This window comes from Lentzea sp. NPDC058450 (genome assembly GCF_042721395.1).
Classification (GTDB): Bacteria; Actinomycetota; Actinomycetes; order Mycobacteriales; family Pseudonocardiaceae; genus Lentzea.
Genome location: NZ_JBHXLO010000003.1, coordinates 315,459 through 334,946, shown reverse-complemented (window position 1 = coordinate 334,946; position 19,488 = coordinate 315,459). Strand labels below are relative to the sequence as shown.

The window sequence follows — 19,488 nt, the reverse complement described above, 5'->3', positions numbered from 1 at the left end:
GACACAAAGGACACCGGCGTGGGGGTCACCACCAGGGTCCCCCAGACGTCGTGCATCCCGTCCTATCCTGTGATCATGGACGACCAGGACGCGCTCACCACGTTCCTGAGGTCCCGGCGCGACAAGCTCACGCCCGGCCAGGTGGGACTACCGGACCACGGCCAGCGACGGGTCCCGGGCCTGCGCCGAGGCGAGGTCGCTGCCCTGGCAGGCGTCAGCATCGAGTACTACACACGCCTGGAACGCGGAAACCTCCGAGGCGTCTCCGACAGCGTGCTGGACGCTCTCTCGACCGCCCTGCGGCTCGACGACACCGAGCGGATGCACCTCCACGACCTGGCGCGCACGGCGGGAACACCAGGCTCCCGCGCCGGGCAACGGGCGCGGCCGGCGGTGAGGGCGAGCCTGACGCGCATCATCGAGGGAATGCCCGGCCTGCCGGCGTTCGTGATGAACAACCGCCTCGACACGTTGGCCGCCAACGCATTGGGCCGAGCGCTCTACGCGGAGATGCTCGACGACCCGGCCTTCAAATCCAACGTGGTCCGCTTCGCCTTCTTCAGCCCGGCCGCCCGGCGCTTCTACCCCGACTGGGACCGCATGGCCCGCTTCGCCGTGGGGGCGTTGCGCGTCGAGCAGGGACGGCGGCCGCACGACCCGGAACTGTCCACCCTGATCGGCGACCTGACCGCCGGCAGCGAGACCTTCCGCACGATGTGGGGCTCGCACGACGTGTACGTCTTCCGCGACACCACGAAACGCCTGAACCACCCGGTGGTCGGTGACCTGGTGCTCGACCAGGAGACGCTCGGCCTGCCGGACGAGAGCGGACTCAACGTGGTGGTCTACAGCGCGCCTCCCGGCTCCGCCGCCGCGAAGAGCCTGCGACTGCTCGCCGGGGAGAGCACGCCGGACTGACGGCTCGCGCGGAGTCCGCCGGCACCAGTGGTCCGTCAGGAGAACGAACCAATCAGCCGCGGTGGTCTTGGGCCAAGGGCTGATGCTTTACGGCGTTTCGCACCGGAAGCAGGTCGCCGACTCGTCGTCGAGTGAGGCAAGGTGATGTCGCGCGTGAGTGGCGTCGTGCATGACGCTTGGGTACATCGCGACCGCCTCGCGCCAGTAGCGCTCGGCGAGAGTCGGGTCGTGCCGGCGGTGAGCGATGTGCGCGAATCCTTCCAGTGCACGTGCCTCGTAGCGAGCGAAAGAGTAGTGGTTCGATCGTTCTCTGGCTTGCGCGTAGACCTTTTCCGCGTGGTCGAGGTCCTTCGCCGCCACGGCGGTTTCGCCGAGGGCGTCGAGCACCTCACACTCCACCCTGTGCAGGTTGAGCCGGCGCGCGAGGACGAGTGCGTCGCGGCCGTGCTGGACCGAGGCCGCGTAGTCGCCCAGCGATCGTTGGGTGGCGCACAGGCCCAACTGCGCCAGAGCGATGCCGGTCTGGTACCCGATCGCCTGGCTGCCCGACAACACTTCGCCGAACTCTCGGAGCGCTCCGTGGTGTTCGCGCTGCGCGTGCAGCACGGTTGCGACGTTCCACCTGGTCACCAGTCGGCTGATCGCGTCATCGGGTGGCATCAGCTCGAGCGACAGGGTGAAGTGCTCGAGCGATTCGGTGAACCTGCCCAGTTCCCTGGCGACCACGGCCTGGTTGTTGATGATCGTCTCGTGGTACGGGTGATCCGGCTCCTCGGCGATGTGGGCTTGCGCCAGGCCGAAGTCCCGTTCGGCCCCGGCGTAGTCATCCATGTCGAGACGCAGGAGGCCGAGGTGGATCAGCAGTGCGGACTCGCGGTGAAGTTCGCCGAGTCGTCTGGTCAACTCCAGTGCGCGGTCGAGGTGGCGGATCGCCTCGCTCGTCAGCCCGCGCTCCCGGCACACCGAGGCCAAGCCCGACCAGCACAGCGACTCGCCGTGGGCGTCTCCGTCGATGTTCGCCGAGCGTGCGGCGAGGGAGTAGAGGTCGTAGGACGGGCCCGCGTAGTTGGTCGCCCTCAGGTACGGCTCCAGGGCGCACACGAGCTTCCACGCCTGGGCGTGCCGGCCGACTTCTGCGGCGAGACGTGCGGTCGCGACGAGATTCGGGAACTCCGCGTTCAGCACGGCTGTCGCTTCGGCGGGAGATGCCGGAGTCCGCACGCTGGACGGTGAGTCCTCGTCGGGTTCCTTCACCGGATTGCCGTGTGCGAGCGCTTGACACCAGATCCCGGCGGCTTTCAGGTAGTGGTCGAACAGGCGTCTCAGCGCCGCCTGCTGCTCGTCCTCCGTGTCCACTTCGGAGCGCATCTGGACCGCGCAGTCCCGCACGAGGTCGTGGAAGTGGAACCGTCCTGGCGTGAACTGCTTCACGAGGTTGAAATCGAAGAGTCCATCCAAACAGGACTCGGCCTGGTCGGTCGAGATTTCCGCGAGCGCGGCGGTGGAACCGACGTCGTACTCGGCGCCCGGATGCAGGCTCAGCAACCGGAAGACCTTGCGATGCAACGGATCGAGGTACCGGTGCGAGAGTTTCAGCACCGCCATCACGTTGCGGTCCTCCACCTGGAGGAATCGTGCGCGGTGCGCGTGGTCGCGGATTCGGTCGACCAGGTCGGCGACCGTCCAGCTGTCCCGGTCCCGCAGTCGCGCGGCGGCGATCCGGATCGCGAGCGGTAGATGTCCGCAGAGCCGGACCGCCTCGGCGACTGCTTCCGGTTCCTTCTCCGCACGGCGTTCGCCGACGACCCGCGCGAACATGTCCGCGGCCTCGTGGGGTGACAGGACGTCGAGCGACATGGGGACCGCGCCGTCGAGCGCGGAGAGCCTGCGCCTGCTGGTGATGATGACCAGCACACCCGCGCTGCCGGGGAGCAGCGGACGGACCTGAGCCGCGTCGACTGCGTTGTCCACCAGGAGAAGACTGCGGGTACCCGCGGTCCGGGACCGCCACAGATGGCTGCGCGCCTCGGTTCCGGTGGGCACCAGTTCGGGCGGCACGCCGCTGTCGCGCAACAGTTGCTCGAGCGCCTGGTCGGCGGTGATGGGCTCCATTCCGGTGGTGAACCCGTGCAGGTCGACGAAGTACTGACCGTCCGGGTAGCCGTCCGCGACCTCGTGTGCGAAGTGGACTGCCAGCGTCGTCTTGCCGACGCCGCCCATCCCGTCGATGGCGGAGATCACGAGAGTCGACGGATTCTCCCTGGCCGCCTCCTCGAGCAGGTGCGCGATCTCGGCCGTGCGGCCGGAGAAGTCGTGGTTGTCGTGAGGCAGGTAGAACTTCGTGGGACTAGTGCCGGACCCTGGTGCGGAGAGCATCTCCGCCGTGCCCTCGTGGTGCGGCGTGGTCGTCACCGGGAGCGATCCGTTGAGGATCGCGAGGTGCAGTTCGCGCAGACCGGAGCCGGGGTCGAGGGCGAGTTCGTCCGCCAGAACCCTGCGGCCTTCCTCGTAGACGGCGAGCGCGTCCGCCTGGCGGCCACTCAGGTACAGCGCCCGCATGAGGCGGTCGCGCAGGGACTCGCGCAGCGGGTGCTGCCGCACGAGTTTCGTCAGGTCTCCGATGAGCGAAGCCGCCTCGCCGCAACGGATGCGGCAGGACGCGAGCTGCTCGACGGCGGCGAGTCTGTTCTCGTTCAAGCTCGCCGCGGCGGTCTCGAACCACACCCCGTCCAGACCGCTCAACGCCTTGCCGCGCCAGAGCGACAAGGCCTCGTCGAGCAGCCCGAGGCTCGTGTACAGGTCTCCGCGCTGCTCCGCGTCACGCGCGGCGCGGACGTTGCGGTCGAAGCGGTGGAGGTCGATCACGTCTTCGGCGACGTCCAGCCGGTAACCGGTGTCGGTCCTGATGATCTGGACCTCGCTCGATGCACCCGCCAACACGCGCCTCAAGCTGCCGATCGAGTTGTGGACCTGCTGACGCACGGAGCCCGGTGGGTTCTCCCACAGAGCGGCAACGAGCTGGTCGACGGACACGATCCGGTTCGCGTTGAGCAGGAGGACCGCGAGCAGCTTGCGCTGGCGCGCGCCGCCGACCTTGACCGGCTCCCCGGACAGGATCGTCTCGAATGGTCCCAGCAGGCGAAACGTCACGCTCACCTGCTCAGCATACTGATCAGGTGACTCAGGGTAGTGTGCGAGTAGCGGTCAGGTAGCGACAGGTGGGAGGCTCGTCGCCAGGTCTGACTGCTCATCGGACCGTTGGTGAATTCCATTGGGGGACAAGTGAGCAAGAAGACGATTTCGGGATTGGTGTTGGTCGTCGCCGCGTTCGTCGCGGTGTGGGTCGCGGGTCTGGCTTCCGCAGACGAACCGGGCAACGAGGGACCTCAGTCGAACAACTCGGTTCTGACCGACTCGACGGCCGACCACACGGGAAGGCCGCCCGGCCACACCGGCTGAGCGCCATGAGCCGCACTGCTCGTCCGGCAGACGAGGACGTCCACACCCGCACCGCACGCGGACTCGGATTCGCGTCGCTGGTGCTCGTGGGCGGCTTCGTCCTGGGGTGGCTCGCTCAGCTCGGGGTTCCCGGGCTGAGCGCGTTCGCCGTGCTCTGGCCGCAGCACTGGAGGTTCTTCACCGGGCTCGACAGGGACTCGGTGGTGGCCTATCGGGTTTCCGGGCCGGGGCTTCCCCTGTCGCCACTCGACGACATCGGACACCACGGCCTGGGCAGGTCCGCCGAGACCCGGTTCAACGAGGCGTGGCGGTTCGCCCGCCGCGTCCCCGACGAGCAGTGGCAGATCTGCACGCGACGCGACGCGCTCGAGTGCGGTCTCGACCTCGGTCCCGTCGACCCGTACCGGCTGGAGAACGGCCCCGGAGGTCGGCTCCTGTGCGGAGACCTCGTGCTGTCGGCGGAACGGACCGAGGTGCCTGAGCCCGGGCGACTACCCGCGACAGCGAGAAGAGTGCACAGAATCGCTGTGGTGAACGTCGAATGCGGCTGACGAGCGCGTGGCACGCGCTGCACTCGCGGCTCGTGCGGGCCGCAGTCCTGGCCGAACCGAGAGGACTCCAGCAGGGGATCGGCAGGAGCCTGCTCGCACTCGCCCAACTGTCCACAGTGGTGTTCAGCGAGAGCACCGCGTTGTTCTCCCCGGTCCTACGGCCACCGGACGGAGTGCGCTGCGACGGCATCCGGGCGATCTCGCTGTGGTGTGCGACCGAGGGGATGGGCGCGAGCCTGCTCATCGGCAGGACCGTGACGATCGCGGTCCTGCTGGTCGTCCTGTCCGGCTATCGCCCCCGGCTGTCCTGCGTTCCGCACTGGTACGTGGCGTTCAGCATGGTCGTCAGCACACCCGAGTCCGACGGCGGCGACCGCGTGCTCATGCTCGCGACGATGCTGTTGATCCCCTTGTGTCTCGGCGACGATCGCACGTGGCATTGGACAGGCCCTGACTCACCGATGCCCGCCGCCTGGCGGGGCGTGGCTTACGCCGGGCACCACGCGCTGCGGCTGCAACTCTCCATCGTCTACCTGGGCGCGGCCCTGTCCAAGGCCGGGGATCCCCTGTGGCGTCGAGGAAGTGCGATGGTCGCGGTCGCGTACCACCCGTACGCCGGTTTCCCGCCCTTCCTGCGGGACCTGATCGATCCGCTGCTGCACGTCCACTGGATCGTCGCGAGTGCGAGCTGGTCGGTCATCGCGGTCCAGCTCGCACTCGCCGTGCTGTTCTGGTGTGGCGACGGCGCACGGAGATGGGCGCTCGTGCTGGGCATCGGATTTCACGCGGGAATCATGGTGCTGATGAGCTTGTCGGCGTTCGGCCTGGTGCTGATCGGCGTCGTCGTCCTTGTGTGCTCCCCGATCCGATCTGCGGAAGATGAGGTGGTGACGCGAAATGAACGCGTGCGTGGAGGTTCTTCCGTTCGAGGCGGAGCGGGCGACTCCGGCTGAGCTGACGGCGCTCTACGAGCTCTCGACCGCCGCTCAGGTACAGGACCACGAGCACCCTGTGCTGCTGGACTACCAGGCGTGGGTGTCGGCGTTGAGTCAGCCGGCGGCGGGCCTCGGGCCGCGGCGGACCTGGGTCGTGCGTCGTGACGGCGAGCTGGTGGCAAGAGCAGTGGCCTACTTCCCGGACAACGAGAACGGTCACTTCGCCCTGACGGAGATCACCGTCGCGCCGCGGCGGCGTCGTGAGGGCGTGGGCAAGGCGGTGCTGCGGGCACTGCTGCCCGAACTCGAGTCGCACGGCAGGTCCGTGGTGGAGGGATGGGACCTCGCCAAGGACGGCGCCGGGCATCGGTGGGCCATCGACGTCGGCCTGCACACGGCGAAGTCCACCGTCGCGCAGACCCTGAAGATCGAGAACGTCGACCGGTCGCGCTGGGACGTACCCGTCCCTGACGGCTACCGCCTCGTGGCCTGGGCGGGTACCGCGCCGGAGGAACTCGTGTCGACGTACGCGCAGGCCCTCTTCGCCATGCGCGACGCGCCCGTGGAGGACTCCGACTACAGGTTCGCCGACTGGACGGCCGCCCGCGTACGTGAGGAAGAAGCCGCCAGACAGGAACAGGGAGTCGTGCAGCGCGTGGTCGTGGCGATCGATGAGAACACCGGGAACGCGGTGGCGGTGACGCAGATGGACGTCTACGAGACCTATCCCACGTGGGGCATCCAGCAGGACACCGCCGTCGTTCCCGCCCATCGCGGCCACGGCCTCGGCCGTTGCGTCAAGGCGCACATGCTGCGACTCCTCCTCTCCGAACGGCCGGAGGTCGACCGGGTGTTCACCAACGTCAACGCGGGCAACGAGCACATGATGAGGGTCAACGACCAGATCGGGTTCACGACCACAGCCACGACCGTCGCCGTCAGCGCGGAGATCGCGGAGCTCCGGGCTCGCCTCGGGTGAGGTGTCGGCGGACGCCGGACTGTGCCGACGAGTAGTCGGCGGATACCGCACGGGTAGTGCGGGCTCGCACACTGGAGCTCGGGTGTCCGTGCTGGGGGTGCGGACAGCCTGGAGCTCATCTCGCGAGCCCGTGCCCCGAAGCGCGATCGTGCTCAGCAGTGAGTGAGAGGTCGGAGGGTCGGTGCGGCCGGGAAAGCCGCGCCACCCGTCGAGGGGCACGTGCCTCAGCAGCGGCCCGCGACGCTCCTGGCCGCGCCGCAGCGGGCACCTCACCAGGCCGCGATCGGTGCCGAGTCGTGTTCGAGTAGTGAGCGCGTACATCCTGGTCCCGCAAGGCATCGGAGACGAGTGAAGTCCTTGGGGGGACGATGGGTGTCGGCAGGAATGCCGCCGGTTCGCACGAGCCTGATCGCACGGATGCGCTGGGCACGACCTCACGGACGCCTGAACGGATCCCGCTCGAGTCGTTGCTCCGCTCCGACTCGCCGCGGGTGGCGGGGGAGAACGCGGAGCACGCGGGCCTGCTCGCCCAGGTGAGCGAACCCCTCCCGCCGATCCTCGTGCACCGCCGTTCGATGCGGGTCATCGACGGCATGCACCGGCTCGAAGCGGCGCGCATTCGTGGCGATGCCGCGATTCCCGTGCTGTTCGTCGAGGACGAAGGGGCAGATCCGTTCGTGCTGGCCGTCGAGGCGAACCGGGAACACGGCTTGCCCCTGTCGCTCGCGGACCGTCGGGCTGCCGCCCGACGGATCATCGTCTCGCACCCCGAGTGGTCGGACCGGCGCGTTGCCGCGGTGATCGGGCTCGCCGCGGCGACCGTCGCGTCGATCAGGCGGTGTTCAACAGCTCAACCCGAGCAGTTGAACGCGAGGGTCGGCAAGGACGGGAAAGCCCGTCCGCGCGACGGTGGCGCGGGCAGGCGCAGGGCGGGCGAACTCCTCGCGCAAAACCCGTCCGCCTCACTGCGAGCCATCGCGGGTGCCGCGGGCGTGTCACCCGCCACCGTCAAGGACGTACGCGCGCGGCTGGCGCGCGGGGAGGCGCCGGACTTCCCGCAGCGATCCTCCGAGGCCGCGGGCGAAGCCGTCCCGGACGTGCCTCTGCCCGGCACGGCCGAGCCCGCGGAACTCATCGCCAACCTCAGACGAGATCCCTCGCTGCGCTTCACAGAGTTCGGCCGTGCGTTGATCAGGTTCCTGGACTCCGCCGCGATCGACCCGGACCAGCGGGACGAACTGATCCGGTCCGTCCCGCCGCACCAGCGCGAAACCGTCGTGCGGCTGGCCCGCGAGTACGCCCGCACGTGGGAGAAGTTCGCGGACCAGCTGGGTGGGGAAGCCGGCCGGGAGCCGCGATCAGCGTGACGTCCGAACCCGCCGCGCCGCCAGGCGTTCGAGCACGGCCGTGAACTTCTCGCCCCACCCGACGACGGTGTCCCGGTCGAACAGGTCGGTCGAGTACTCGAACACCACGCGAACCCCGGTCTCCTCGAACAGGACCACCACGTACAGCTCGGTGCGGGCGAGTCCGGGCCTCAGCACCGGGCGCAGGACGGCGCCGGGCAGGTCCACGACCGGTTCCGGAGCCGTGACCACGGTGAACAGCACCGAGGGGAACAGGCCGTCTGCTACGCCGGGGTCGATCAGGCGGACGACCTCGCTCAACGGCAGCACCTGGTGGTCCACGGCCTCGCTCACCGCTCGGCTCATCCGCTCGACCCGTTCGGCGAGGTCGCCTGCCGACCCAGTGCGCAGCAGCACCGCGTCTCCGAACAACCCGACGGTGTTCTCGTGGCCGGCGAGCAACCGGTTAGCGCTCGACGCCGCGAGCACGTGGTCCGGAAGGCCGGTCACCTCGGAGACCCACTCCGAGAAGGCGACCGCGAGCACGACGTAGGGCGTGGTCTCGAGCCGCGCCGCCAGTTCCCGCGCAGGGAAGTCAACGACGAGCTCGTGGTGTGCTCCAGCCCCGGACAGGGGTGCGGAGCGTGGCCGGTCCGCAGGCAGCTCCAGCCGCAGCGGCGCACCGTCCAGCGCTTCGCGCCAGAACCGCTCGTGATCGGCGTGCGGGACCGTGCGTTCCCACCGGGCGTAGTCGACGTACCGGGCAGCCGGTGGATCGAGGCGGACTCCGCGGTACAGCTGCCCGATTTCCCGCCACAGCACGGACAAGGACCAGGCGTCGCACACCGCGTGGTGCCACACGGCCAGCAGCACCCAGTGCTCGTCGTGCACCCTGGCCAGCCTGAACCTGAAGAGCGGTGCCCGATCCAGCGCGAACGGTCGCGCCGCCTCCCGCGCGCACCACTCGTCCACGTCCTCGCACGGGATGATCGGCAGGTCGACCGCGACCTCCCGCAACACCTCCACGACGAGGTCGTCGTCGCGGTCGGCGAGTCTGATCCGCAGCGCGTCGTGCCTGCGCACCAGTTCGGTCAGTGCACGGTGCAGGGCGTCGGTGTCGAGCCGCCCGTGAACGTCCACGCGTTGCGCGATGTTGTACACGGAAGGATCCCGCCGTGCGTCGTGGCGCTGCCTGAGCCGGCGCAGCGCTGACGGCGCTTCGACGGTGTCGACCACTTCCGCGGCGCGCCGGCCCGCGATCGCGCGAATCGTGGGGGCACGGAAGAAATCGGCCATGGTCAGCGCGATGTCGTGGTCGGCCGCCATCCTGTTGATCAGCCTCACGGCACTGAGCGAGTGGCCGCCGAGCGCGAAGAAGGTCGCGGTGACCGGTGCGGAGTCCAGGCCGAGTTCCGCGCACCACAACCGGTGGAGTGCGTGCTCGAGTTCGGTGGCGGGGCGATCCGCCTGCACCGGCTGGACCACGTGCTCGGGCAACCGTTCGTTGTCGAGCTTGCCGTTCGTGTTGTACGGCAAGCGATCGAGCCGAACCCACCGCTTCGGCACCAGGTGGTCCGGCAGGGATCGCGCGAGCTGTTCCAGGAGATCGTCGCGCGGCGACACGACGTAGGCCACCAGCTCCAGGTCGCCGTGCGGGCCAGGCCTGGCGACGACGGCGGCGTCCACCACACCGGGCAGTTCGGCCAGCACCGACTGCACCTCTCCGGGCTCGACGCGGTGACCGCGGATCTTCACCTGGTCGTCCAGCCTGCCGAGGTACTCGATGGTGCCGTCGTTGCGCCACCGGCCGACATCGCCCGTGCGGTAGACGCCCCCGAACTCCGGACTGCCGACGTAGCCGTGCGCTACCGGAAGACCGGAGATCTCGATCTCGCCGCTCGTGCCGATGGGCACCTCGCGGCCGCGAGCGTCCAGCAGCCTCACCTCGGCGCCGTCGATGGGCGCGCCGATCGGCGGGCGGTGGCCCGCCTCGGGATCCACCCGATGGGAGGTGACGATGATCGACGCCTCGGTGGGCCCGTACTGGTTGTGGAGCGCGCAGGACGGGTGGGAGGCGAGGAAACGGCGCAGCGCGGGCGTCAGGTGCAGCGCCTCCCCGGCGGAGAAGACCTCGCGCAGCGAGGGCATTTCCGGCGCCTGCTCGACCAGGTGCTTCAAGGGGGTGAACGGGAGGAACAACCGCTCCACCCCGTGGCGCGTGACCACAGCGGCGAGGTCGTGTCGCTCGTGCTCGTTCACCAGCACGAGGGTGGCGCCGGACGCGAGCGTCGTGAAGATCTCCTGAACGCTCACGTCGAACGCGGTCGACGTCCATTGCGCGGTCCGCATCGGACGGTGGTGCCGCAGGTGCCACGACACGAGGTTGACCGGGCCGCGGTGGGGTACGACGACGCCCTTGGGCCTCCCGGTCGATCCGGAGGTGTAGATGCAGTAGGCGGCACTGTCCGAAGTGAACTCGACGGCCGGTGGCCCCGCAGGCGGTCCGTCGGCGAGAACGGGGTGGTCGCTCGTCAGCACCTCCGCGGCCGCGCAGTCGTCGAGGAGGAATCGCTGTCGTGCCTCCGGTGTGGCCGGGTCGATCGGCACGTAGGCCGCGCCGCTCTTGAGCACGCCGAGCAGTGCCGCCAGCAGGACCGGGCCCCGGGGGAGCGACAACGCCACGAAGTCGCCCGGCCCCACACCTCGTTCACGCAGGCGCCGGGCCACGAGGTTCGCCCGTCCGTCCAGGTCCGCATACGACCACCGAGTCCCTTCCGCGAGCAGCGCGACCGCGTCGGGCGTCGCCAGCACCTGCCGTTCCACGAGGTGGTGCAGGCCGAGATCCGGCACCGGCACGGACTTGCCCTGCCACGACCGCACCACCTCGAGATCGGTTCCGGTGGTCGAGGTGAGTTCGGACAGCCGGGCTTCCGGCTGCTCGACCGCCCGCCGCAGCAGGCCGTCGACGTGGCCCAGGACCCGTCGCACGGTGTCCTCGTCGAAGAGTCGGCTGTCGTACTCGACTGAACAGCGCAGTCCGTCGTGATGCCTGGTCAGGTAGAGCGTGAGGTCGAACGGCGCCCGGTCGCTCGGCACGTCGAGCAACCGCGCCGACAACGTTGGCGTGAACACGACCTCCTCCTCGTGCTCGAACTCGACCAGCACCTGGAAGATCGGCGTCCGGCTCGGATCGCGATCCGGGTTGAGAGCCTCGACGATCTCGTCGAACGCGACCGCGCGATGCTCGTACGCGGTCACCGTCCTGTCGCGGACCTGACGCAGCAGGTGGGCGAACACCGGGTCTCCTGACAGGTCCATCCTCAGTGCGACGGTGTCGAGGAACAGACCGACCTGGTCCTCGGCGTCCTCCGGACGATGGGACACCGCGGTGCCGATCACCAGGTCGTCCTGGCCGCTGAACCGGCCCAGCACCGCGCCGACGGCACCGAGCAGGGCCATGAACGTCGTGACCCGGTTCTCGGCGCAGAGCGTCGTCAGACGGTCCGCGAGCACCGCACCGAACTCGTGGACGACGTGCGCCCCGACTCCCTCACGCACGGGAGGGCGTGGCCGATCCGTCGGCAGGCGCAACACAGGCAGGTCGCGCAGTTCTCGCAGCCAGTGCTCCAGGTCGGCTTGCTTGCTGTCCGGGTCGGGCTCGCGGGGCACGTGGACCGCTGCCGCGGCGGGAGGTTCTCCCCCGTAGTACGCGGCGACGTCCCGCAGGAGCACAGCGGTGGAGGAGGAGTCGAACACGATGTGGTGCGCCAGCAGGAAGAGCACGTGCCGCCTGTCGTCGAAGCGCAGGAGCCTGGCCAGCACCAGCGGACCCTCGGTCAGGTCCAGGTGCTGCTTGCCGTCCGTCTCCAGCACTGCTCGCAACGCCTGGTCCTCGCTGACTCCCGCGCAGTCGAGCACGGGGCAGTCGAGGTCGACCGACGGCAGCACCACCCGGTACGGGCCGTCCGCGTCCTCGCGGAAGACCGTGCGCAGCGCGGGATGCCGGTTCACGGCCTGCCGCAGAGCGGTCGTGAACAACGGCACGTCCAGTTCACCGAGCAACCGGACCGCCTTGGGCTCGTGGTAGAGGTTGCTCCCCGGGAGCATGCGTTCGGCCAGCCAGATGCGCCGCTGCGCCGGTGTCGGAGCCAACCGCGGCGACCGGTGGCGCAGACGCATTCGATCGACTGCGGGAAGTGCCTCGAGCACGCGAGCCGTCGGAACCCCGAAGTCGACGAAGCAGGCGACCTCGTTCGCACCCGCCGCCACCAACCGGTCCACGACGGCGGACGCGGTGTGCTCATCGCCGATCAGCGCGCGGGAGTCGCAGTACCTCTCGTACGCCCGATCGAGCAGGAACTCGAGGTCCGCCTCCGGGGTGTTCTCCAGGTCCACCTCGACGCCGAGACTGGTGGTCACCTGGTCGAACAAGGACAGCGACGACCTCAGGTACGACAGGAACGGTCCTCTCGCTTCCGCACGAGCGCGGGCGGCGTCCGGGCCGAGGTAGGTGTGCACGAGGACGACGACGCGTCCGCTGTCGGCGTCGAAGCCGTGTTCCGCGCGAACTCGCCTGTACAGCGCGATGTTCGCGGTGAGTTCCTCCACCGTCTGCGTGATCAGGTTGGTCACGACGCCCAGCCCCTCGGCGCCGGCGCGCCGGTAGCTGTCCGGATTGCCGACCACCGCGACGTAGAGCGGCGGCAGCGGCTGGATCGGTCGTGGGCTGGTCCGCACCTCGATCTGCTGCCCAGAACCGGACGTCCGCTCGACCGCGTCACCGGCCCACAGCCTCTTCACCTCGCTGAGACGCTCGTACATCAGTTCGCGGTGGTCGCCGAAGTTCTGCGGTGCCAGCGCGAAGTCGCCCGCGTGCCACCCGCTCGCGACGCACAGACCCACCCTGCCGCCGGAGAGGTTGTCGACGACCGCCCATTCCTCCGCGACGCGGATCGGATCGTGCAACGGCAGTACCACGGACCCCGCGTGCAGCCTGATCCGCCGGGTCCTTGCCGCGAGCGAGGCGGCGAGCACCGACGGGTTGGGGAACAGCGCACCGAAGGAGTGGAAGTGCCTCTCCGGCAACCACACCGCGTGGAAGTCGTGCTGGTCCGCGAACTCGGTGGCGGCGTTGACCAGGGCGTACTTCTCGTTCTCGTCCTGCTCGGGGTAGTCGCCGAAGAAGTACAGGCTGAAGTCGCACCGGGCGGTGGAGAGCGTGGCGGGTACCGATACCGGCGGAGCGACCTGAACGGGTTCGCGCGCTGGTTCTTCCCGTACCACCGCGACCGGAGCGGCCGACTCCTCACCGGTCAACAGATCCAGTTGGCGCTCCATCAGTTCGACCAGCTTCTCGCCGAGTTCCAGCTGACGCCGGACCACCTCCGGCACGCCGGCCGGTCGTACGGGCTCCGCTGACGGCACCGCGGTGTCCCGATGTGCCGGTGTCACCAGTGCGGCGAGCTTGCGCGACGTGTCGACGTCCGAGAACAGGTCGCGGACGGGCAGGGAAACCCCGAACTGCGAGTCGACCGCCCTCGCGAGGCCCATGAGCGACAGGGAGTCCGCCCCGAGGTCGAGGAAGGACTTGTCCGGGGTGACCGAGGATCCGGGTACGCCGAGCACCCGCGCCACGACGGCCTGCACCGCGTCGAACGAGTCGGCGCTCTCCTGGCGGGGAGGATTCGGCGCGGTGACGGGGAAGACGGTGCGTCGGAAGGGGTAGCCGGGCAGGGACACCCGCCTGCCACCGGGCGGAAGCACCGCGTTCCAGTCGACTTCGGCTCCGCGGACGTACATGGTCCCGAGCGCCTTCCAGAGCGCGTCGACGGCACCTTCACCCGGACCGAGGCTGGCGATCCCGCGCTCGCACAGCGGAACCAGCGTCTCGCCGGGTCCTATCTCCAGCAGGTCCGCGTCACCCGCCGAGGTGACCGCCCGGTCGAAGCGGACCGGCTGCCTCGCCTGTCGCGCCAGGTGTCCGATGTCCGGAACCCAGCCGATCGGATGTTCCCGGCCGTCGAGCGTGCTGATCAGCGGCACACGCAGGGGCCGGAACACCACGTCGTCGATCTCGGCGAGGAATCGCCGCACCGCGTCGGCCATCGACGCGGTGTGGAACGCGCGGTCGACCGCGAGCCGGCGATGCGCCACGCGTTCCGCGTCGAAGGCCTCCTCCGCCATGCGCACCTGGTCGGGTGCACCGGCGAGCACGTGCGCGGCCGGGCCGTTCACCGCGGCGACCTCGGTGCCGGTGAGGGACGCGATCCGTCGCACCAGTCCGCCTTCGGCCCGCACCGACAGCATCGCTCCAGGTGCGGCGCTCGCCATCGCCCGGCCGCGGGCGGCGGTCACGCGCAGTCCGTCGGTGAGGGTGAGCGCGCCCGCGACGCACAACGCCCCGTACTCGCCGAGACTGTGACCGGTCACCACGTCCGGTGTGATGCCGAAGCTCTGCCACAGCCGTGCGAGAGCGACCTCGAACACCAACAGGGCGGGTTGGGCCGTCTCGGTCGGCCACGGGGTGTCGCTGTCGGCGCCCAGAAGGAGATCGCGGATGTCGTCGCCTGCCTGGGCCAGCACCTCCCGGAACACCGGAAAGGCCTCGTGCAGTTCACGCGCCATGCCGAACCTGGCGCTGCCCTGACCCGGGAACGCGAAGACGAGACGCCCCAGCGGTTCCGTTCTGACAGGACGTACGAGCTCTTCGAGGTTCCGTCCCACCAGCACTGCCCGGTGAGCGAGTTGCGCACGTCCGTGAGCGAGGGTCGTGGCGACGTCGAGAGGTCGCAGGTCCGCCGCGAGCCGCCCGCGGACGCGTCCGACGAGGTCGGTGAGAGCTGCCGGGTCGTGTGCGGACAACGGCGCGATCATCGGGATCCGGGGTTCTGGTGCGGCCGGCCGCGCGGGTGCGTTCTCCAGGATCACGTGCACGTTGGTGCCTCCGACGCCGAGCGCGCTCACGCCCGCTCGCAACGGTCCTTCCGCCGTCCAGGGACGGGTCTCCGTGTTGAGGTCGAACCGCGAGCCGGACTCGGTGATGCGGGCCAGGGGCCGTCGCGCTCCCAGCGTCGGCACCAGCTCCTGGTGCCGGAGCATCAGCACGACCTTGATCAGGCCGGCCATGCCCGCACAGCTGTCGAGGTGACCGATGTTCCCCTTGACGGAGCCGAGTGCGATCGGGCGTCGCCGGTCGTCGGCTCCGCTGTACGCGCGCGAGAGCGCCTCCAGTTCGATCGGATCGCCCAGTTCCGTGCCGGTGCCGTGCGCTTCCACGTAGGAGACCGAGTCGGGCTCGGCGGCGGCTCGACGCAGCGCCCGGCGCACGACGTCCACCTGTCCGGCGAGGCCCGGCGCCGCGAAGCCCGCCTTGACCGCTCCGTCGTTGTTCACCGCGGAGCCGAGCACCACGGCGTGGATCTCGTCACCGTCGGCGATGGCCCGGTCCAGGCGCTTGAGCACGACCGCGGCCACACCGTTGCCGCCCACCGTGCCGTCGGCCTCCACGTCGAACGGGCGGCACCTGCCGCTCGGCGACAACGGCGGTTCGGGCAGATAGCCCGACTCCTGTGGGAGGTGCACCGCCGCCGCGCCGGCGAGTGCCAGGTCGGCCTCGCCGGTGAGCAACGCCTGCGCCGCGAGGTGCACGGCGACCAGCGCGGTCGAGCACGCGGTCTGCACGGTGATCGCGGGCCCGGTGAGCCCGAGCCGGTAGGCGGCCCGCGTGACGAGGAAGTCCGGGGACTGGCCGATCACGCCCTGCATGCCGGCCGGGGAGCCGTCGCCGATCCCCGCCCGTCCCTGGTGCCCGTACAGGTTCGCCCCGGAGCCCGCGAACACACCGACCCGTGCGGAGGTGCCCGCGTGCCCGGCGTCTTCGAGAGCGTGCTGGCAGACCTCCAGGAACAACCGTTGTGCGGGGTCGGTCAGCCCGGCTTCCTGAGGAGTCATCCCGAAGAACTCCGCGTCGAAGGCCTCGGGTTCGTCGATCACCCCCATCACCGGTACGCGGGCGGAGCCGTCGCCGGGAAAGGTGGTGAGACCGTCCACACCGGACCGCAGGTTCGCCCAGAACTCTCCTGGCGAGTTCGCTCCCGGGAACCGCAACGCCATGCCGATGATCGCGATCCGATCGTCCGGCGGTGTTGCCCCCGGGGAGGCGCTCTCGCCGGGGGAGGGGGCGCCGCCGGACAGGTGCGTGGCGAGCGCGGCGACGGTCGGGTGCTCGAACAGGGTCGTGACGGGCGTGGTGGTGCCGAGCTCGCGCTCGATGCGCGCGCCGAGCTGGATCATCTGCACCGACGTCATCCCGGCCTCGTAGAACGGGGTGTGCTCGGCCACCGGCCCACCGAGCACCGCGGTGACGGCATCCGCCACCACCCCGGCCGTCGTGCGCTCGTCGGCTGGGCGCGGGGAGAGCAGGCGTTCGCGCAGCAGTGCGCGCTGGACCTTGCCTGCCGGGGTGCGAGGGAAGTCCGGTTCGGCGACGGGGACCAGGTGTGCCGCGGTGAGCCGCAGTCGCTGGTGCAGCGCCTTCCTGATCGCGGCCGACGTCTCCGCGTCGTCGTCGGTGCTGACGAAGAAGATCACGAGCCGTTCGGTTCCGGTTCGCTCGTCCGGTACACCGCACGCGGCCACTCCGCCGATCCGCACACCCGCGACGGAGGCGGCGGCCTCCTCGATCTCGTGCGAGAAGTGGTTGTGCCCGTTGAGGACGACCAGGTCCTTGTGCCGTCCCGTGATCACGAGCTGACCGCCCGCCAGGAATCCGAGATCACCCGTGTCCAGCCATCCGGGTTCCGGGAACGCCGCCTCGGTCGCCTCGGGAGCGTTCAGGTAGCCGGGCGTGACGCGAACCGAACTGATGTGCACGCGGCCGATGTGGTTCTCCGGCAGCGGAACGCCGTCGTCGCCGACGATCCGAAGGCTGGTGTCGTGCGCGGGCGGTCCGACTGCGACGAACGTCGTCACGTCGAAGTCCGGTACCTCGTCGCCCGCGGGCACGAGTTCTTCGCCGAGGCTGTTCGTGAGGACGCGGTGGACCGTGCCGGGATCGGTCAGCCTGCCGTAGGTGATGGCGGTGGTGGTCTCGGCCATGCCCCACACCGGCATCAGGCACTCGCGGCCGATGCCGGTGACGTCCGAGAAGCGTTCGAGGACCGGCAGCAACACCTGTTCTCCGCCGCAGACCAGGGTCCGCACGCACGAGAGGTCCCACTGCCGGGAGCCGACGGTGTCGGCCACGAGCTGCCACGCGAACGTCGGCGCCCAACTGTGGTTCGCCCGGTGCTCGGCGATCAGGTCCAGCCAGCGCGTCGGCTCGGCCAGCACGAACCGGGTGGGCGCGTGCACGTTGACGGTTCCCGTGAACACCGCCAGCAGGTGGTAGAGGAGGAACGCGCCGCTGTGGTCCAGCGGCAGCCAGTTCAGGCTCACGTCGCCGGGCCGCACGCCGAGGATCCGCCTGCTGCTCGCAGCGAAGCGCACGAGTGCCCGCTGGGTGAGTTGGGAGGCTTTGGGCGCGCCGGTGCTGCCCGACGACAACATCAGCACGACGACGTCGTCGTCTCCGGCGCGCACCAGGTCCTGCGCGGGCTCGTACCGCTCGCACTCCGCCACCGTCGCGGTCGGGAAGCCGTCCACCGGAGTGTCCGCCACCACCAGTGGTTCGTCGAGCAGTTCCCAGGTGTGCCGCAGCCGTTCCAGCACCGGGCCGCCGTCCTGAGCCGGGTCGGCGACCACAGCGGGAATCGCGCCCCCGAGCACGCAGGCCCACACAGCCGGGAAGAAGTCGGCGAGCTGCAGTCCCGACAGCAGGACGTGATCACCTCGCCGCACGCCCCGAGAGCGCAGACCGGTCAGAAGCCTCCGCGCTCGGTCCAGCAGTCGCGGGTAGGTGATGAGGCCTCCGAGCCCGTCCGCGCCCACTGCGACCACGCCCGCCTCGGGGTGCAGCCGTGCGGCGCGCAGCAGAGCGGAGACGACGTCCCGCGGGTCGTCCTCGTCCAGGTCCAGCGCGGGGCCTGTGCACCACGTCGTCGTCGAAGTCGTCGTCATTCTCGTTCCCCCCGATTTCTGAACAGCAGGAATCCCGCCGCCGCGCACAGCGCCAGTCCGTGGAACAGCGCCACGACGGCGACCGCGGGCAGGACTTCCAAGGCAACTCCGGCCGTGACCATGCCGACCGCGAAACCCGACGTCTCGGCCGTCGCGGACCAGCCGAACAGGCGTCCCCGCAGGTGGTGTGGTGTCTCCTGCAACCGCGAGGTGTAGGCGATGTCCGTGACACCGTCGGCGAGGCCCGCGGTCAGGGCCAGGAGCAGGAGCAGGAGCGTGGGCATCCCGGTGAACGCGGCGGCGAACGCGACCGCCATGACGCACGTGCCGATCGCGAACAGCCGCTCGCCGGTGGCCGGGTCGTGACCGCGCCACCACCGCCTGACGACGTGCTGAGCCAGCAGAGCACCGGCGGCCCACGCCAACCAGAAGCGACTCAGGAACGCGGAGGCGTCTCCCGCGTGGATGGTGCTCGCGAGCACCGGCAGCGCGACGTTGTGCGACGACGACGCCAGCGCGTCAACACCCCGCAACGCAACCATGCCCAGCAGCAGGACCGGGAACGACGCGGAAGGCCGGAACCTCCGTCCGTCGTGCGTCGTGACCGGCTGGGCGTGGGCGTTCCGGGGCCGCACCAGCGCGAGCATGCACGCCGACAGCGCGAAACTCGCCGCGTTCAGCGTGAACGCGAGGCCGAAGCCGCCCGACGAGATCACCACGCCCGCAGAGCCGAAGCCCGCGACGGTGCCCAGGGACCGCGCGGCCATCAGCCGACTGTTCGCCCGCACTCGCGCGGCCTGCCCGACCCACTCAGGTACCGAGGTGCGCAGGGCCACGGAGAACACCGCGTTGCCCGCGCCGAGAACCACGACCGCGGCGGCGGGCACCAGCACGTCATCGGCGGCGAGCACCAGCACGACCATCGCCGCGGCCTGGGCGATGTCGGCGGCGATCATCATCGCCCGCCCGCCGAACCTGCCCGCGCAGCGGCCCGCGACGACCCCGCCGAGTGCGCCGGCCGCGAGCCTGAGCGCCATCAACAACCCCACCCCGAGCCCGCTCCCCGTCACCTCGTACGTGAACAGGCCCAGAGCGACGAGGTTGAGGTAGTTGCCCGCGGTGGACACCGCGTGAGCTATGACCACGAAACCGAACCACTTACCGGTCCGCGTGCCGTGTGGAGCGACAGCCGATTCGTTGACCATGGGCCCGATCCGTCACAGGTCTTGGAGTTCTCGATCGCG

At 70.0% G+C, this 19,488-nt stretch carries 9 protein-coding genes; 6 read left to right on the top strand and 3 right to left on the bottom strand.

Translation table 11 applies throughout. The features are described 5' to 3' along the window. Positions 1–75: 75 nt before the first annotated feature. On the top strand, positions 76–918 hold the full coding sequence (locus ACFWNN_RS07775; RefSeq protein WP_382439093.1) for a helix-turn-helix transcriptional regulator: 843 nt from the start codon (positions 76–78) through the stop codon (positions 916–918). A gap of 87 nt (positions 919–1,005) precedes the next feature. Here ACFWNN_RS07775 and ACFWNN_RS07770 read toward each other — a convergent pair whose 3' ends face one another. Beyond that, a complete protein-coding gene (locus tag ACFWNN_RS07770; protein WP_382439092.1) occupies positions 1,006–4,074 on the bottom strand; it encodes a BTAD domain-containing putative transcriptional regulator in 3,069 nt (1,022 codons plus the stop codon). A 126-nt stretch (positions 4,075–4,200) separates the two neighbouring features. Between ACFWNN_RS07770 and ACFWNN_RS07765 the strand changes: the two genes are divergently transcribed. The 5 genes from ACFWNN_RS07765 to ACFWNN_RS07745 all read left to right on the top strand — a co-directional run bounded on the left by ACFWNN_RS07765 (position 4,201) and on the right by ACFWNN_RS07745 (position 8,209). Then, positions 4,201–4,377 (top strand): hypothetical protein, encoded by a 177-nt coding sequence (locus ACFWNN_RS07765; RefSeq protein ID WP_382439091.1) that lies wholly within the window; start codon positions 4,201–4,203, stop codon positions 4,375–4,377. Between the two features lie 5 nt (positions 4,378–4,382). Continuing rightward, positions 4,383–4,928: a hypothetical protein gene (locus ACFWNN_RS07760; RefSeq protein WP_382439090.1), complete on the top strand. Its 546-nt coding sequence runs from the start codon at positions 4,383–4,385 to the stop codon at positions 4,926–4,928. Continuing rightward, positions 4,919–5,881: a sporulation-delaying protein SdpB family protein gene (locus ACFWNN_RS07755; protein WP_382439089.1), complete on the top strand. Its 963-nt coding sequence runs from the start codon at positions 4,919–4,921 to the stop codon at positions 5,879–5,881. The genes ACFWNN_RS07760 and ACFWNN_RS07755 overlap by 10 nt, the downstream gene beginning before the upstream one ends. Continuing rightward, complete coding sequence (locus tag ACFWNN_RS07750; RefSeq protein WP_382439088.1) at positions 5,826–6,842, top strand: GNAT family N-acetyltransferase; 1,017 nt, start codon at positions 5,826–5,828, stop codon at positions 6,840–6,842. The genes ACFWNN_RS07755 and ACFWNN_RS07750 overlap by 56 nt, the downstream gene beginning before the upstream one ends. Before the next feature lie 368 nt (positions 6,843–7,210). Next, complete coding sequence (locus tag ACFWNN_RS07745) at positions 7,211–8,209, top strand: streptomycin biosynthesis protein (protein WP_382439087.1); 999 nt, start codon at positions 7,211–7,213, stop codon at positions 8,207–8,209. Here the strand turns inward: ACFWNN_RS07745 and ACFWNN_RS07740 are convergent. Beyond that, complete coding sequence (locus ACFWNN_RS07740; RefSeq protein WP_382439086.1) at positions 8,201–18,244, bottom strand: MupA/Atu3671 family FMN-dependent luciferase-like monooxygenase; 10,044 nt, start codon at positions 18,242–18,244, stop codon at positions 8,201–8,203. The genes ACFWNN_RS07745 and ACFWNN_RS07740 overlap by 9 nt on opposite strands. Next, positions 18,241–19,449, bottom strand: a complete 1,209-nt coding sequence (locus tag ACFWNN_RS07735; RefSeq protein WP_382439085.1) for an MFS transporter — start codon at positions 19,447–19,449, stop codon at positions 18,241–18,243. The genes ACFWNN_RS07740 and ACFWNN_RS07735 overlap by 4 nt, the downstream gene beginning before the upstream one ends. Positions 19,450–19,488: the final 39 nt, after the last annotated feature.